This is a genomic window from Herpetosiphonaceae bacterium (assembly GCA_036374795.1).
In the GTDB taxonomy this organism is placed as follows: Bacteria; Chloroflexota; Chloroflexia; order Chloroflexales; family Kallotenuaceae; genus LB3-1.
In genome coordinates, this window is the sequence record DASUTC010000059.1 from 1 (window position 1) to 16074 (window position 16074).

The following is a 16074-nucleotide window of genomic DNA, read 5'->3' on the forward strand; positions in this document are numbered from 1 at the left end:
CCGGACAGGTCAAGCTGGTGCGCGTGATCTCCGGCGCGATCTTCGATGTCGCCGTCGATATTCGCTGGGGCTCGCCCACCTTCGGCCAGTGGTTCGGACAGATCCTTTCGGCAGAGAACTTTCTCCAGATGTACATTCCGGTTGGCTTTGCCCACGGCTTTTGTGTGCTCAGCCCCACCGCCGATGTCGCCTACAAGTGCAGCTCGTACTACTCGGCCAGCCATGAGCGCGGCGTGATGTGGAACGATCCCACGATCGCGATCGACTGGCCGGTAGCCGATCCGATCTTGTCGGCCCGCGATCAGCGGCAGCCGCTGCTTGAGGAGATCGACCGCGATTTTGTCTGCCATCCGGCGACGTAGCTGGTCTGGTACTGCCAGACACGAGGAGTATGTCGATGCAACCGATCTTCCCGGCCACCGCTGAACGTCTCGAAGCATGGAAGGCTCAGCCGGGCGTAATGGGCGTGCTGCTGGTCGGCTCCAAGAGCCGGGGCCACGACGACACGCTCTCCGACGACGATCTTGAGGTGCTGCTCTCCGACGAAGCCTTCGCCCGGCTCGTGCCCGCCGATTGCGGCGAGTTCGCGTTTGAGGGCGAGGGCAGCGAGCGCAGGCTGATCTACGATGTGCAGTATACCGCGCTGTCCAGCCTTGAGCGCAAGCGGTACTCGCCCCACGATCTCGATCGCTGGCCCTACGAGCGGGCGGGTGTGCTCTTCGATCGTGATGGACGTGTGGGCGCGGCGGTGGAAGCGGCTGGCGCGATGGACGGCGCGTTTCGGCATGCGCGGCTGCTGCACGCGACGATCGACGCCTGGGTCGCGCCTCGGCGGGCGGCGAAAACCCTGCGGCGTGGCGCGGACTGTGCCGGGCGGATGATCGTCGCGCGCGGGGCGAAGGCGCTGGCGCGGGTGCTCTTTGCCCTTGAGTGGCGCTGGGTGCCGCTGGATCACTGGCTGGAGGCAGAGCTGCGTACGCTGGACGATGGTGCGCAGGCCGGGCCGCTGCTGTGCCAGGCGCTCATAAGCGCCGATCCCGCGCCGTTGGAGCAGGCGCTCAACCGGCTGGAAGATCGGCTGTTTGCCGAGGGCGTGCCGCGCGCCGACGACAGGCGAGCGCTTTTTTACGAGCTGCTGCACCCAAGCCGGGCCGAGGAGCGCGCGATCCACGGGCTGTACTAGACGAACATCCTGTGCAGCGATTGCGTCCCAAAACCGCGATCTGTGGCGCGAAACCTGCTTAAAAGTCGCATAAGAGCAGCGCGCAGATTGAATCTATGAGCCGTCTTTCAAGCACATATAAGCACAGGCATATTGCTGTTGGTCACTATGATTGGTACACTACAAGCGATCGAAGGTCATGACTTGACAACGAAGCCATGACGTTCCTTAATGATAGTTATGGATAAGCAAACTGCTAATCGAATCGTAAAGATTGCCGCTATTATTTTGATTGCGATCCTGGTACTATCAACTATCCTCGTAGTCGTCGCCCCATCGTAAATAGCGGGCGCTAACGTTAAGAGATGTCCATGCCTCACCGTGACTTTCCGCAATACGGACCAATTCAACGACGAGGTGGCGGCACCCGACCGCGACCATTGACCACGCCGATTCAGGACGAAGCCTACACTGGCGCGACGATCCCGATGCGCACGGTCGGTCGTCGCTCGCGGCCATCGCCCGCGCCATCACGACATCGATCGGGTCGCGGCTGGTGGTGGAAGCTGCCGCTGATGCTGCTGGTGCTGCTCGTCGGCGCGGGCTTTGCCGGTCTTGCCTGGCTCGACCGCGAGTATGCCAACCGGATCTATCCCAACGTTGCGCTCCAGGGCATCGACCTAAGCCAGAAAACGCAGGCCGAGGCCAGGGCAGCGGTCGAGGCAAGGTTTGAGTCGTTTCTCCAGCAGCCGATCACGATCACCTATCAGGGACAGACCTGGCAGCCGACTCCTGAAGAGATCGGTGTGCGCGTGGATGTGCAGCGAGCCGTCAGCGAGGCGTACAACGCCGGGCGCGGCAACGGGCTGGTCGAAAATTTGCGGCAGGTCGGGACGATCTACCAGGAAGGGCTGGATCTTCCGCTGCGCATCACGATCGACGGCGAGACGCTGAGCAGCTATCTGCGCGGGATTGCCAGCAAGGTGGAGCAGCCGCCGACCGAGGCGACGCTGACGATCGCCGAGGCCAAGGTGCAGACGACGGATAGCGTCAAGGGCCGGATGGTGCTGATCGACGAGACGGCGACCGAGATTGTCGGCGCGCTCCAGACGCTTCAGCCGCAGGCGGTCACGCTGCGGACCCGCGATCTCAATCCCAGGCTGTCGACCGAGGCGATCGCCGAGGCCCGCCGCACCACAGAGGCGATGCTCTCGTCGCCGCTGGAGCTGGTCTTCAAGGACAAAACCTACGAGCTGGATCAGCCGACAATTGCCGATATGATCGTGCTTCAGCGCGTGGAAGGCGATACCGGCAGCGTGCTCAACGCGCAGCTTGACCAGAATAAGCTCCAGAAATGGGCGACAAAGCTGGCCGACAAGATCGGGCGCTCCTCGGTCGAGCCGCGCGTCAACTGGAGCGGCGGCAACCTGTCGATCTTTCGTGAGGGCCGCATCGGCTACCGGCTGGACGTCGAGGGCACCGTCGAGATGATCAACGGCGCGATCACGACGATCACCCGCAAGCTCGATCTGCCGGTCGAGGAGGTGCAGCCGCGCGTGAACGCCGAAAACCTGCACACCCTGGGCATCAAAGAGGTCGTCTCCGTCGGCAAGAGCGATTTTACCGGCTCGGCGGCGTACCGCATCACCAATATCAAAGCGGGCGTCAACCTGCTGCATGGCATTCTGGTCCCGCCTGACGGAGAGTTCTCCTTCAACGAGAACGTCGGCGCAATCGACGAGGCGCACGGCTTTGTGGAAGGCTATGCGATCGTCGGCAATCGCACGCAGAAGGAGCCCGGCGGCGGTATCTGCCAGGACTCGACCACGCTCTTCCGCGCCGCGTTCTATGCCGGTCTGCCGTTTACCGAATGGACGCCCCATCGCTTCCGTATCTCGTGGTACGAGAAGTACGACACGATCGGCATGGACTCGACGATCTTTACCGGCGGCGGTCCCGACCTGCGCTTCGTCAATGATACCGGCAACTGGCTGCTGGTCCAGGGCTACGTCAACGACGCCGATGCGACTGTCACCTTTGCGCTGTACGGCACGAAGGTTCCGGGCCGCACCGTCGAGCGAACCGCACCCAAGATCACCGACGAGACGCCAGCGCCGACCAAGCCGGTGTACATCGACGACCCTGAGCAGCCGGTTGGGACGTTCAAGCAGACCGACGTGGCGCGTGGTGGCATGAACATCGAGATCACGCGGATCGTCAAGCAGAACGGCCAGGTGGTGCGTACGAACAAGTTTGTCACCAAGTTCGAGGCGTGGCCGAATATCTACCTCAAAAATCCGCGCACGCCCAAACCCGCCGGATAGGCATTGGGCATCGGATACAAGAAGCACCAGGGCTTGATCCCCTGGTGCTTTTTGGTATCTGTCGCGATGAAGCGTTGTATTGGGTCGGGGCGTGATGGGCGAGGGTCGCAAGGGTACGGCACGCCGGATGTATGCCGCCAGGGCGCATCCCTCAATTATCGTCATCACGGCACGGCGGTGCCCCTGGATCGCATCGGTGGGATTATTCCGAATCGTCCTCGCCCGTGCCGAAGCGCCCGATCAAGCTGCGCACGATGTCGGTCTGCGATAAAATCCCCACGGGCATCATGCGGTCGGTGACGAACCGGCCACCGGCGACGCTCTCGACGACGACCAGCCGGTGGATCTTGTGCTCGTTGAGCAGACGCATCGCGTAGTCCAGCGATTTATGCGGCGCGCACGAGATCACGTCCCTGGTCATATACTCGCTAACAGGGCTCTTCATCACGTCGGGGTTGTCGGTGCTCTGCTGCCACGCGCGCAGCAGGTCGGTCTGTGAGATCACGCCCACCATATGACCGGAGTGATCGACGACGACCAGCGCGCTGATTCGGTTGCGTCGCAGCGTATCGATCGCCTCGAAGAGCGGGGCTTCATCGGATACTGTGATCACCGATGTGTTCATGACATCCGCTACACGTATGGCTTCCATGCTCGTTCCTTTCGCTACACCACTTCTGTGTTCCATGATACTCGAAATTACCGGCTGCGTTCGTGTGCCGATCGTTTGGCCTGTCGCGGCTCTTCTCTGCATCGTACGTGCCAAAAGCTGTTATAATAAAACTTGAAAATTATTCAAGAAAATGGAGCTGAGCGATGGCAATCGAAGGGATAGATCAGGCGACCGATTTTTACCTGCTCGACGAGCTCCTCACCGAGGCAGAGCGCGACATCCGCGATCGTGTGCGAACATTCTGCGACGAGGAGGTCACGCCGATCATCAATCCATACTGGGAGCGTGGCGAGTTTCCTTTCGAGCTCATCCCCAAGCTGGCGCAGCTTAATATCGCGGGCGGCCCGATCAAAGGCTACGGCTGTCCCGGCATGTCGAGCGTCGCGGCTGGCCTGATCGGCATGGAGCTGTCGCGCGGCGACGGCAGCGTGTGTACCTTCTTCGGCGTTACCAGCGGCCTGGCGATGAGCTCGATCTACTACTGCGGCTCCGAGGAGCAGCGCCAGCGCTGGCTGCCGGCGATGGCCCGGCTCGAAAAGATCGGCGCGTTCGGCCTGACCGAGCCCTGGATCGGCTCCGACGCCTCGCATCTGCAAACCCGCGCGACGCGCGTCGGCGACCGCTACGTGCTGAACGGCGCGAAGCGCTGGATCGGCAACGCGACCTTCGCCGATGTCACGGTGATCTGGGCGCGCAACGATGAGACGGGCCAGGTCAACGGCTTTCTGGTGGAGAAGGACACGCCCGGCTTCGAGGCCAAGGTCATCGAGGGCAAGATCGCCAAGCGCGCGGTGCTCAACGCCGACATTACGCTCAAGAACTGCGAAGTGCCCGAAAGCAACCGCCTTGCCAACGCCCACTCGTTCAAAGACACCGCCCATGTGCTGATGAACACGCGCTACGGCGTCGCCTGGGAAGCGGTCGGCCACTCGCTGGCGGCATTCGAGATCGCCCGCGACTACGCCATCAGACGCCAGCAGTTCGGGCGGCCCATCGCCAGCTTCCAGATGATCCAGCAAAAGCTGGTGCATATGCTCGGCGAGGTGACGGCGATGCAGTTGATGTGCTGGCGGCTCTCCAGGCTGCGCGACGAGGACAAGCTGACCGAGGGCATGGCCTCGCTCGCCAAGCAGCGCAACGCCGCCCGTGCCCGCGAGGTCGTGGCGCTGGGCCGCGAGATTCTGGGCGGCAACGGCATCCTGCTGGAGAACCACATGGCGCGGCACTTTGCCGACATGGAGGCAGTCTACACCTACGAAGGCTCCAACGAGATCAATACGTTGGTCGTCGGGCGCGAAATTACGGGCATTCAGGCGTTTGCGTAGCGGGGGAACAAGCGAACAAGGGAACAAGGAAACAAAGGAACAAAGCAGGCGGACGTTTTGTTCTTTTGTTCCTTTGTTCTTTTGCTCAGCCCCATAGCCCTTTGTTCTCTGTTCTTTATCCTCGTTACGTGTGCAAAGGAGCACGTATGTCGTATACCATTAATCGTGTTGTCGTGATTGGTGCCGGAACGATGGGTGGTGGAATTGCCGCCCTGGTGGCGAGCACGGGCATCCCCGTGACGTTGCTCGACATCCCCACCAAGGAGCTAAGCCCGGAGGATGCGGCCAAAGGGCTGACGCTGGCCGTGCCCGACGTGCGCAATCGGCTGGTCAAAAGCCTGTGGGAGCGTCAGCTCAAGGCCAAGCCCGCCGCGCTCTTCAGCCCCGACGCCGCCAGGCTGGTGACGCTCGGCAACCTGGAGGACGATTTCGACGCGGTGCGGCACGCCGACTGGATCGTCGAGGCGATCGTCGAGCAGTTGGAGCCGAAGCGCGACCTGATGGCGCGCATCGACGAGGCGCGCAAGCCGACCGCGATCGTGTCGAGCAATACGTCGGGCATTCCGATCGCGCAGATCGCCGAGGGCCGCAGCGACGAGTTCCGGTCGCACTTCCTGGGCACGCACTTCTTCAACCCGCCGCGCTACCTCAAGCTGCTGGAGCTGATCCCCTCGCCCGAAACCAGGCCGGAGGTCGTCGCGTTTCTGCGCGAGTGGGGCACCAGGCACCTGGGCAAAGGCATCGTGATCGCCAAGGATCGACCGAACTTTATCGCCAACCGCGTGGGAACCTATGCCGGACAGGTGCGTATGCTCTACGCGCTGGAGCAGGGCTACTCGATCGAGGAGGTAGATACGCTCTCCGGGCCGCTGATCGGCAATCCCAAGACCGCAACCTTCCGTCTGGCGGATCTGGTCGGGCTGGATGTGCTGGCCCACGTCACATCGAACCTGTACCAGGCGATCCCAGACGACGAGAGCCGCGAGATGTTTCGGCTGCCGGAGGTGCTGAGCAGGCTGCTCGAAGCCAGGGCGCTGGGCAACAAGACCGGCGCGGGCTTCTACAAGCGCGTCAAGGGCGCGAGCGGCAGCGAGTTTCATGCGCTGAATGTCCGGACCGGCGAGTACGAGCCGCCTCAAAAACCACGCTTCGAGCTGGTCGGGCAGGTGCGCAAGATCGAAGACCTGGGCGAGCGGCTGCGGGTGATCTTCGACCTCGGCGCTGGCGATCGGGCGGGCGACTTCATCATCAACACCACGCTGCCGACGCTGGCCTATGCCGCACGGCGCATCCCTGAGATCGCCGATCGCCTGCTCGACATCGACAACGCCATGCGCTGGGGCTTCAACGCCGAGGTAGGTCCGTTCGAGATGTGGGACGCGCTGGGCGTGCGCAAGACCGTCGACCTGATGCGCCAGAAAGACATCGCGGTCGCGCCGTGGGTCGACGAGATGCTGGGCAAGGGTTTCGAGACGTTCTACCAGCGCCAGGATAACCGCGTCGTCGGCGAGTACGATCCGGCCAAGGGGCAGTACGTGCCGATCGAGCGGCCCGTCGCGGCGATCCTGTTGAAGGAGCTGCACGGCACGCGGCACGAGCTGAAGCGCAATGAATCGGCCAGTATGCTTGATCTAGGTGACGGCGTGCTGTGTCTTGAGTTCCACTCCAAGGCCAACTCGCTCGATCCGCAGATCGCCGAGCTGGGCTACACCGCGCTCAAGCTGCTGCAACGCTCCGAGTGGAGCGCGCTGGTGATCGGCAACCAGGGGCAGGACTTCTGCGTCGGCGCGAATCTCGGTTTGTTCATCGGCGCGATCCAGGGCGGCCAGTTCGGCATGATCGACGCGGCGACCAAGCAGCTTCAAGATCTGCTAATGGCCTTCCGCCACGCTCCCAAGCCGGTCGTGACCGCGCCATTCCGCCGCGTGCTCGGCGGCGGCACCGAGGTTTCAATGGCGAGCGGGCGGATTGTGGCCGCAGCCGAAACCTACATGGGCCTGGTCGAGTTCGGCGTAGGGCTCATCCCGGCGGGCGGTGGATGTAAAGAGCTGCTGCGCCGCAATCTAGCGCCGCACGTCGCGTCGGGCGCGGATCTGCTGCCGTATCTGCAAGCGATCTTCGAGACAATCGGCTTTGCCAAGGTCAGCGAGAGCGCCGCGCAGGCGCGCGCGCTCGGCTTCTTGGACGAGGCCGATCCGATCGTGATGAACGATGACTATCTGATCGGCTATGCCAGGCAGGTGGCGCTGGATCTCTCCGAGATCGGCTACACGCCGCCCGCGTCGAACGACACGCCGATCTACGCCCTGGGCCGACGCGGCAAGGCGGCGCTGCTGATGGCGGTCGAGCAACTGCGCTGGGGCGGCTTCATGTCGGAGCACGACGCGCTGATCGCGGGCAAGCTGGCGCATGTGCTGTGCGGCGGCGATCTCTCCGCGCCGCAGTGGGTTTCGGAGCAGTATATTCTGGATCTGGAGCGCGAGGCGTTCCTGTCTTTGATGGGCGAGCCCAAGACGCAGCAGCGCATCGGGCATATGTTGCAGACCGGCAAGCCGTTGCGGAATTAGATAGCGCTGCGGGGGTGTATGATCATACGTCCTCACTGGCCGTAAAAAGGAAGATACACTATGCGTGAAGCAGTTATTGTCAGCGGCGCGCGTACCGCTGTCGGTCGCTCCCACCGTGGCAGCCTGCGGACGGTGCGCCCCGACGATATGGCGGCGGCGGCGATCAAGGCGGCGGTCGAGCGGGCCTCAGGTCTTGATCCGAGCCTGATCGACGACGTGATCATCGGCTGCGCGATGCCGGAGTCCGAGCAGGGCATGAACGTGGCGCGTATCGCCACGCTGCGGGCGGGCCTGCCCAACACCGTACCGGCGCAGACCGTCAATCGCTTCTGCTCGTCGGGCTTGCAGACGGTCGCGCTGGCCGCGCAGCAGATCATGTCGGGCATGGGCGATATTATCGTGGCGGGCGGCACCGAGAGCATGAGCATGGTCGCGATGACCGGCAACTCGTTCGCGCCGAATCCCGCGCTGGTCGAGGTGCATCCTGAGGTCTACATGGGCATGGGCCTGACCGGCGAGAACGTCGCGCGGCAGTACAGCATCAGCCGCGAGGAGCAGGACGAGTTCGCGCTGCGCTCGCATCACAACGCGGGCGCGGCGATCGAGGCGGGCAAGTTCCGCGATGAGATCGTGCCGCTGGATGTCGAGGTGACAGATCTGAGCCAGGGCGGGCAGCCGCGCACCAGGAGCTTCACCTTCGAGGTGGATGAGGGCGTGCGGCGCGACACCTCGCGCGAGGCGCTTGCCAAGCTCAAGCCCGTCTTCTCGGTCAAGGGCACGATCACCGCAGGCAACGCCTCGCAGACCAGCGACGGCGCGGCGGCGGTGGTGGTGATGAGCCGCGAGCGAGCGGACGAGCTGGGCCTCAAGCCGCTGGCCCGCTTCGTGAGCTTCGCGGTCGGCGGCGTGCCCCCGGAGGTGATGGGCATCGGCCCGGTGGTGGCGATCCCCAAGGCGCTCAAGCTGGCGGGCCTGTCGGTGGAAGACATCGACCTGATCGAGCTGAACGAGGCGTTCGCCGCCCAGGCGCTCGCGGTGGTCAAGCAGCTTGAGATCGATCTGGACAAGGTCAACGTCAACGGCGGCGCGATTGCGCTGGGCCATCCGCTCGGCTGCACGGGCGCGAAGCTGACGGTGACGCTGCTCAACGAGATGCGGCGGCGCAACGCGCGCTACGGCATGGTGACGATGTGTATCGGCGGCGGGATGGGCGCTGCCGGGATCTTCGAGAACCTGACATAGGATCGAGCAGGCCCTCACCCCGGCCCTCTCCCATCGCTATGGAAGAGGGGTGGCGCGCAAGCGCCGGGGTGAGGGCCTCGCGTAGCTACCGCACCTTGCTTGCGAGGTAGTCGATCATGTCGATCTTGGTGATGATCCCGATCGGCTGGTCCTCGTCGTCCACCACGACGGCGACGGCTCCCTTGGTAGCGATCTCGCTGAGTGTGTCCAGCGTCGTGTCGGGCCGCACCGTGACCACGTCGCTGCTGATGATGTCGCAGATCGGGTGGTCGATCTCGCCGCCGCTGTTGAGCAGGTAGTTCAGCAGATCGACTTCGCTGATCAGGCCGGAGAGCTTGCCCTGATCGTCCACGATCGGCATTTGCGAGATGCTGTCGCGCTTCATCTGCCCGATCACCGCGCCGACTGTATCGTTGGAGTTGGCGGTGACGAGCGCGCGGCTGCGCGTCTCCAGCAGCTCGCTGACGGTGCCGCTCTCCAGGAAGCCATTTTCGCGCATCCAGTCGTCGGAGAAGATCTTGGACAGATAGCGCGAGCCGGAGTCGGGCAGCAGCACCACGACGGTCTTATCCTCGCCCAGATCGTTGGCACGAATCCAGCGCAGCGCGCCCGCAACGACCATGCCGGATGAGCCGCCGCAGAACAGCCCTTCCTCGCGCACGAGCCGCCGCGTCATCAGGAACGACTCTTTATCGCCGACCTGCACTACGTCGTCGACGACGCTAAAATCCATGGTGGTCGGCAGGAAGTCCTCGCCCACGCCCTCGACTTTGTAGGAGTGTGCCTGACCAAGCTGCCGCGTGCGAAAATACTCGGTGTAGAGCGAGCCAATCGGGTCCACGCCCACGGTGATCACGCCCGGATGTTGCTCTTTCAGGTAGCGCGCCGCGCCGCTGATCGTGCCGCCGGTGCCCATGCCCGCCACGAACACATCGAGCGTGCCGTTGGTCTGCCGCCACAGCTCAGGGCCGGTGGTGGCGTAATGTGCTTCGGGATTGGCCTGGTTCCAGTACTGGCCCGCGAGGATCGCGTTGGGCGTTTCCTCGGCGATGCGCTTGGAGACGGAGTAGTACGAGCGCGGATCGTCCGGCTCCACTGCGGTGGGAGTGATCACCACGCGCGCGCCGAACGCGCGAAGCTGGCGGATCTTCTCGTCGCTCATTTTGTCGGGCATGACGAAAACGGTCTTATAGCCTTTGATCGCCGCCGCAATCGCCAGGCCCACGCCGGTATTGCCGCTGGTGCCCTCGACGATCGTGCCGCCTGGCCGGATCAGACCCCGGCGCTCGGCGTCCTCCAGCATGGCGATCCCGATGCGATCTTTGACCGAGCCGCCCGGATTCATAAATTCGCATTTGACCAGCACGTTGGCCTTGATGCCCTGTGCGACTTTGTTAAGCCGAACCAGCGGTGTGTTGCCGATGGCGTCTAATATATTGTTCTTAATGTCAAGTTCGACGGACATGCTTGGATCGGATATAGACATAAAGAAAAAACCTCCTCGTTGAGATTATACTGCCTAATGCAGAATCAAGGCCGCTGTTCGGAAAACAGCATATGCGATTTTGTATCAGCAGAGGGAATGTGTGGGGCCATCCCCACATCCCCGGCCTGTCGGCGCACTAATGGTAGCATATTCGGCCCGATCTTGGCGATTCAATCCCGCAGACACGGCAAGAGGGCGCTCGCTGGAACGCCCTCCTGAAGCTGGTATGTGGCGATTCGCTCAGCCCCGCACATCCACCCGCACGCTGTGATAGCCTGTCGCGCCGTCAGGATGCGGATCGGCGATGCCCTCGGTTTGCAGCTCGCCCGCGCCGTCCATCGCGCGCACCGTAACCATATGCCGTCCGGGGGTTGCGGGCCAGTCCCAGCGCCAGCGCCGCCACTGGATCGGGCTTTCGGCGGGCTCAAGCGTCGCCGCGCTCCACTCGCCCTCGTCGATGCGCACCTCCACGCGCTGAATGCCGCGACTACCGGCAAAGGCGATTCCGCCCAGCGGCACGACGCCGTTCTCCAGGCTGATCCCGCCCGCCGTATCGACGACGCTGGTGGTCTGGACGACCGCCGGATTGCTCCAGCCGCGCTCCTGCCAGTAGCCCTGGAAATCGAAGGTGACGACCTCGATGCGCTGGAGCCATTTGACGTTCTTCATGCCGTAGATGTTGGGCACGATCAGGCGCGCGGGATAGCCGTGCGGCACCGTTAGGGGCTGGCTGTCGATGCCCAGCACGACTAGCGTGGTCGGCTTGAGCGCATCGGCCAGGTCGATCGAATCGACGTAGCCGTCAGCGCCGTAGAGCGCCACGCGCCTGGACTCCGCGCGCAATCCCGCCTGCTGAAGCAGATCGGCCAGCCGGGTGCCGTTCCAAGTGCAGTTGCCGATCAGGTTGCCGCCGACCTCGTTGGAGATGCATTCGAGCGTGCTGGTCTGATCGACGCGCGGCAGGCGCTGAAGCTGCTCCAGCGTCAGCTCTAGCGGGCGCTCGACGTTGCCTTCGATCCTGAGCGTGTATGTCTGCGGGTCGACCCGTGGGTCACGGGTGCGGCTGGAGACGTAGTACAGATCGCGCTGTGAGGTGATTCGTGATCGCACGTCCGCCGGTGCCTGGAAATTGCCCAGGCTGTCCGGGACTGGCGTTGGGTTGGGATTGGAGCCGGGCAGCAGCGCGACCTGATCCGGCGGGGTGTCGGGCGCTGCCGCGAATAGCTCTGCCAGCGCCGTGCTGCCGATCGCTAGCGTCACAACTGCCGCGCCCGATTTGACCAGGAACGCCCGCCGCTCGTGCTGTGCCTCAGGCGCGGATTCGTCGTGAATCTGCGGGCGGGCCAGACCTCGATAAAGATACGCCAGCAGCGCGCCCCAGCCAAACGCCGCGAAGAGCCGGATCAGGAACGGCACGGGCAGCAGCGGGCTGGTCTGCGTCGCCGATTGATTCGCCAAAGCCAGGCCAAGCAGCGCCAGAAAGAGCACCAGCGCGGCGCTATTGCTCGTGCCACCAATACGCTGCTCACCCCGGCGCTCCACCAGCCAGCCGACGATTCCGCCCAACACGCCGCCAAAGCCGATCACCAGGGCGATCGATACCAGCTTGATCGTGATTTTAGCGACCACGCCCAGCGCCTCGATGCCCTCGGTGGCGATCTGGCCCGGCGTCAGACGAATGATCAGGTCGGCCAGATCGTAGGGCACGAACGACAGCCAGCGAAAGGCGCTCAGCAGGTAGAGCAATCCGACGAGCAGGGTTGTCGCCAGCAGACCGGCGATCAGACCATTCCGGGGAGCAGCGCGCAGCATACCAGTTCCTTTATCGTGCCTTAGGTCCATGCGTTCCAGCATACACCGCAGATGTTACATCTATATTACGCCGCGCATACGCTTTTAGATCGATGGCCGGAGCGAAAGAACAAAGAACCAGGAGCTGGAAGCTCAGAACTCGAAACTTAAAAGTAATCGGCGGGATGGATGAACGGCGACGCGCCGCCAAACGCACGATCGAGCAGGGCTACCGCCGCGTCGTCGCCGTCGAGCCGCCCATACCACCGCGCGGCGGAAGCGCGCAGCACGCCGCAGAAAAGCTGTGTGAGCGTCACGACATCGCAGGTTACGTCGGGTGTGGACTCAGTGGGCGTAGCGTGGGCCGCGCCGTCGCCAAACTCGATCTGCCATGTCGTGGTGTTGGCGTCCAGCACCGGATCGTGGAGCGCCAGGGCAAGCCGCCCTCGCAGCTCCGGCGCGAATCGGCGGCGCTCGAACGCGCCTGTGACATTGACCAAGCGTGCCATCAGCCCGGCTACCAGCGCGGCGGCATCGCTGAGCACAAAGCCGCGCTGCGCTGCCTCGAACATCAGCGGCTCGCGCAGCATTGCCCACAGCGGCCTGTCGATCGGCGCGTGGTAGGTGACGGCTCGCTGCTGCTCGATCTGCGCCGCCAGGAACGACCACAGTCCGCGCTCGGCCTCAGGCGTGAGCGCGACCAGCTCGCGGATCGAGAGCTGGTCTTCGATCGGCTGGTACGCGAGATAGCCCTGAATGCCGCCATCGTCGTACACAACCCAGCGCTCGTCGGCTTTGGCCCAGCGCGCCACCCACTGGCCGGGATTGCGCTCAAGCCCGCCCGTGCCGCTGAGCAGCGATTGGCGGTGCAGATCGTAGATCGCCTCACGATCGGCCTCTTGTATCCATCGCACGCGCCGCCGGAGATCTGGATGATCGGGAATGTGGGCGATCGGCAGCCGGTAGAAATGCGTCAGCCCGACGGTCGCATAGCCCAGGCGGCGATAGTAGCCGTGCTGGAAGGGAAACAGCAGCGAGAATGGACGCCCGGCCTCGTGGTCGGCCCGGACGATCGCCCGCATCATCTGGCTGGCTAGGCCGCGCCGTCGGTATGTGGGTCGCACCCCCACCGCCCGAATCGCGCTGGCGGAGTAGTCGACGCCGTTGAACCACCAGGTGGTCGGCACCGCCAGCGCCGCCGCGCCGATCGCGCCGTCCTCCTCGACCACCCAGCCATCGCGCCAGGTGTAGATCGGGTTATTGTGGTAGCGCTGGATCATCGCCGCCGCGTCCCAGTTGAAGGCCTCGGCCTGCGCCGTCGCCGCCGCCTCGATGTCGCGCTCCGTCATTCGCCGTGCATGGATTGACATAGATCAGCCTTTCGCTTGCCTGTCTGGAGTCGATCGATGATCCCTGCTTTTGCGTACAGGTGCTTGTTATGTGCATTGTAGTATGCCTGAATAGCACGTACTCAGGACACATGCGGTATGGAAAGAGTTAGACCTTTTTTGTAGGATCAGTTGCCTCCCACAACTCCCTGATTCTAGGATTTGTAGAAAGGATCAGTTCCACAATATTCGGCTGCCTTCATCCGATCCATCGACTTCTATTCCAACGGAGGCTACCATGAAGCGACTCTTTTTGGTTATCGTGCTCGTACTCTGCTCGCTTCTGCCTTTTCTGCCGAGAGCAGCGAAGCGCATGGCATGCTGCTGAAAGTTAGCTCCAACCTTACGGATCAGGACATCGATCGTTTCGTCGAACTTGTTATTTCAGAAGGAATAACACTTGAAGAAATGCGGGATTTCCAGAATCGGTTAAGCAAGCAGCAGAAACAGATTGCGGATAATCTTTTCTTGGAAAAGGTGCCACAGCGACAGCATATATCGATCGATCCAACGCAGCATCTCGTTGATAAAGCTGAGGAAGTGCCGCTCGGTGATGTCTCGACAACAGCATCGTGCGATCCGGGTGCTGTTCCAAACTGCTGGCAGCAGAACATCGAAGAGATCTATATTCCGCCGTCAGGTTCGTATTATGGCGCATTCACTGAAGGCTGGTACACTACCACAACGACCTGTGATAAGGAAGATGACACTGATTACGTCTTTGCTGGCCGAAGGGATGCAATCAATCCCGACAAGCTCCGGTGGACTTCGACATCGACGCAGGTAACGTACGCCATCGAGCTAATCAACGGCACCAACATTAATTCTTATGGTCTGAACCTGTACGAAGTGCGGATGTGCCTGGGCGATAACACGGTCAGCTATGCAGGTGGCCCTGATAAAGTCAGAGCGAGTCTCTACACGTACTATATTCCGTAAGATACACATTCGTCGCTGCATAGCAGAAATTTGAACGATGCAACCTCTCGAAGACACTGATGCTGGTTCGAGAGGTTGCTATGTCTGCTTATGCCTATAATTGGTCGATAAACATTTTCCAATTAAGGAGGAATGATGAAAAAGATTGTAGCAGTTTCTATCTTGACGTTGATCGTATGTTCGATAATCATCTTTGGTGGATATGTGATCATGCGAGAATACATCACGGCGATAGAACAAAATGAGGTTTTTGATATATCGATGCCGGTGCAACGCGCCTCAAAATCTGAGGTTGCAGAGATGCTGATGACGAACTGGCTTCAGCGATTTACTACACAACGCTATGTGGGTAAAATCTATGATTATAAAATTCACTCTATTAGAGTAGATGAAGAAGGTAATAACTATTTTTGCTTTGTAGCAGAATACTCGGTCAAAACAGATGAGGAGTCAGACTGGAAGAATGGAATACATACGGTAGATGGTGGTTGGGTGAACATCAAAGGGAGATTTCGGGTTAACAAAGTAGGGAACATGTATAAATTCATTGTTTTCTAGCAATACATCTGTACGTTGCGTGCGCCGCCCATCAAGCGATGGACGGCACATTCGTTTACTACCCGTAGAAATCGGTAAAGCCCTCCTGGTCGAGCCGCTCCAGCATGCGCCGCACCTTGGCCGCCGACTCGGGAAAGGGCGCATCCTGCGGTACGTCGCGGCGCGCTTCGGGCACAGTACCCGCGAAGAGCTCGTAGAGCTGGCTCAGCGCGCGCCGCAGCCGTGGCGTATCCTCGCCCCGCAGCTTCGGCAGCACTTTCTGCTTGAGTTGCAGATCGATCGCCGCGTCGACCGGCAGCACGCCGCGCGCGGTGGCGATATAGCGCAGCACCTCGGCGATCGTCCGGTAGCCGAAAGGCTGTCCCGCCGCCTGCATGATCGCCTCGACCTGCTCGATTACCTGCCAGGCTGTTGCATCGATCGGCTCGCGGTAGCTGCGGCGGAACGCTTGCAGATCGACATCAGTCAGCTCGATCACATTGGCCCGATCCAGCAGCTTATCCGACAGCCCGAAGGTCGACTCATCCACGTTGACGGTGCCGGTCAGGTGGACGTTCAGCGGCAGCGTGAACGGATTACGCAGCGTCTCGCCGTCGGCGGTGGACACGCTGCTGGCGGG

13 protein-coding genes are annotated in these 16074 nt (G+C 62.1%); 8 read left to right on the forward strand and 5 right to left on the reverse strand.

Annotation, left to right across the window (positions count from 1 at the left end):
• From rfbC to VFZ66_03770, 3 genes are all read left to right on the forward strand, one after another.
• The coding region (gene rfbC, locus VFZ66_03760; protein ID HEX6288277.1) for a dTDP-4-dehydrorhamnose 3,5-epimerase at positions 1-362 on the forward strand (362 nt) is incomplete at its 5' end.
• Between the two features lie 35 nt (positions 363-397).
• Complete coding sequence (locus tag VFZ66_03765; GenBank protein ID HEX6288278.1) at positions 398-1183, forward strand: hypothetical protein; 786 nt, start codon at positions 398-400, stop codon at positions 1181-1183.
• Positions 1184-1533: 350 nt separating this feature from the next.
• A complete protein-coding gene (locus VFZ66_03770) occupies positions 1534-3486 on the forward strand; it encodes a VanW family protein (protein ID HEX6288279.1) in 1953 nt (650 codons plus the stop codon).
• Between the two features lie 202 nt (positions 3487-3688).
• On the opposite strand, the gene VFZ66_03775 is transcribed toward VFZ66_03770, so the two are convergent.
• Complete coding sequence (locus VFZ66_03775; protein HEX6288280.1) at positions 3689-4138, reverse strand: CBS domain-containing protein; 450 nt, start codon at positions 4136-4138, stop codon at positions 3689-3691.
• A gap of 164 nt (positions 4139-4302) precedes the next feature.
• Here VFZ66_03775 and VFZ66_03780 point away from each other — a divergent pair, with 164 nt between their 5' ends.
• The 3 genes from VFZ66_03780 (at position 4303) to VFZ66_03790 (ending at position 9293) form a co-directional block, all read left to right on the forward strand.
• On the forward strand, positions 4303-5484 hold the full coding sequence (locus tag VFZ66_03780) for an acyl-CoA dehydrogenase family protein (protein HEX6288281.1): 1182 nt from the start codon (positions 4303-4305) through the stop codon (positions 5482-5484).
• Positions 5485-5630: 146 nt separating this feature from the next.
• A complete protein-coding gene (locus VFZ66_03785) occupies positions 5631-8051 on the forward strand; it encodes a 3-hydroxyacyl-CoA dehydrogenase/enoyl-CoA hydratase family protein (GenBank protein ID HEX6288282.1) in 2421 nt (806 codons plus the stop codon).
• A 60-nt stretch (positions 8052-8111) separates the two neighbouring features.
• Positions 8112-9293, forward strand: coding sequence for an acetyl-CoA C-acyltransferase (locus VFZ66_03790; protein HEX6288283.1), 1182 nt, complete (start codon positions 8112-8114; stop codon positions 9291-9293).
• A gap of 85 nt (positions 9294-9378) precedes the next feature.
• Here the strand turns inward: VFZ66_03790 and VFZ66_03795 are convergent, their stop codons facing one another.
• The 3 genes from VFZ66_03795 to VFZ66_03805 all read right to left on the reverse strand — a co-directional run bounded on the left by VFZ66_03795 (position 9379) and on the right by VFZ66_03805 (position 13940).
• Positions 9379-10758 (reverse strand): cystathionine beta-synthase, encoded by a 1380-nt coding sequence (locus VFZ66_03795; protein HEX6288284.1) that lies wholly within the window; start codon positions 10756-10758, stop codon positions 9379-9381.
• 261 nt (positions 10759-11019) lie between these two features.
• Positions 11020-12591 carry a molybdopterin-dependent oxidoreductase gene (locus VFZ66_03800; protein HEX6288285.1) on the reverse strand — a complete coding sequence of 524 codons (1572 nt, stop codon included), beginning with the start codon at positions 12589-12591 and terminating at the stop codon, positions 11020-11022.
• Between the two features lie 146 nt (positions 12592-12737).
• A complete protein-coding gene (locus VFZ66_03805; protein HEX6288286.1) occupies positions 12738-13940 on the reverse strand; it encodes a GNAT family N-acetyltransferase in 1203 nt (400 codons plus the stop codon).
• A 336-nt stretch (positions 13941-14276) separates the two neighbouring features.
• Between VFZ66_03805 and VFZ66_03810 the strand changes: the two genes are divergently transcribed.
• The gene (locus tag VFZ66_03810) at positions 14277-14897 is read left to right on the forward strand and encodes a hypothetical protein (GenBank protein ID HEX6288287.1); all 621 of its coding nucleotides are present in this window, start codon (positions 14277-14279) and stop codon (positions 14895-14897) included.
• Positions 14898-15032: 135 nt separating this feature from the next.
• Positions 15033-15455, forward strand: coding sequence for a hypothetical protein (locus VFZ66_03815; protein ID HEX6288288.1), 423 nt, complete (start codon positions 15033-15035; stop codon positions 15453-15455).
• Between the two features lie 58 nt (positions 15456-15513).
• On the opposite strand, the gene VFZ66_03820 is transcribed toward VFZ66_03815, so the two are convergent.
• On the reverse strand, positions 15514-16074 hold a 561-nt coding region (locus VFZ66_03820), incomplete at its 5' end, for a GTPase (GenBank protein ID HEX6288289.1).

Coding starts and splice junctions, on each gene's coding strand:
- VFZ66_03800 (HEX6288285.1), bottom strand. CDS start 12,591: ATGCTGCGCGCTGCTCCCCGGAATGGTCTGATCGCCGGTCTGCTGGCG.
- VFZ66_03765 (HEX6288278.1), top strand. CDS start 398: ATGCAACCGATCTTCCCGGCCACCGCTGAACGTCTCGAAGCATGGAAG.
- VFZ66_03785 (HEX6288282.1), top strand. CDS start 5,631: ATGTCGTATACCATTAATCGTGTTGTCGTGATTGGTGCCGGAACGATG.
- VFZ66_03815 (HEX6288288.1), top strand. CDS start 15,033: ATGAAAAAGATTGTAGCAGTTTCTATCTTGACGTTGATCGTATGTTCG.
- VFZ66_03810 (HEX6288287.1), top strand. CDS start 14,277: ATGCTGCTGAAAGTTAGCTCCAACCTTACGGATCAGGACATCGATCGT.
- VFZ66_03805 (HEX6288286.1), bottom strand. CDS start 13,940: ATGTCAATCCATGCACGGCGAATGACGGAGCGCGACATCGAGGCGGCG.
- VFZ66_03780 (HEX6288281.1), top strand. CDS start 4,303: ATGGCAATCGAAGGGATAGATCAGGCGACCGATTTTTACCTGCTCGAC.
- VFZ66_03770 (HEX6288279.1), top strand. CDS start 1,534: ATGCCTCACCGTGACTTTCCGCAATACGGACCAATTCAACGACGAGGT.
- VFZ66_03795 (HEX6288284.1), bottom strand. CDS start 10,758: ATGTCCGTCGAACTTGACATTAAGAACAATATATTAGACGCCATCGGC.
- VFZ66_03790 (HEX6288283.1), top strand. CDS start 8,112: ATGCGTGAAGCAGTTATTGTCAGCGGCGCGCGTACCGCTGTCGGTCGC.
- VFZ66_03775 (HEX6288280.1), bottom strand. CDS start 4,138: ATGGAAGCCATACGTGTAGCGGATGTCATGAACACATCGGTGATCACA.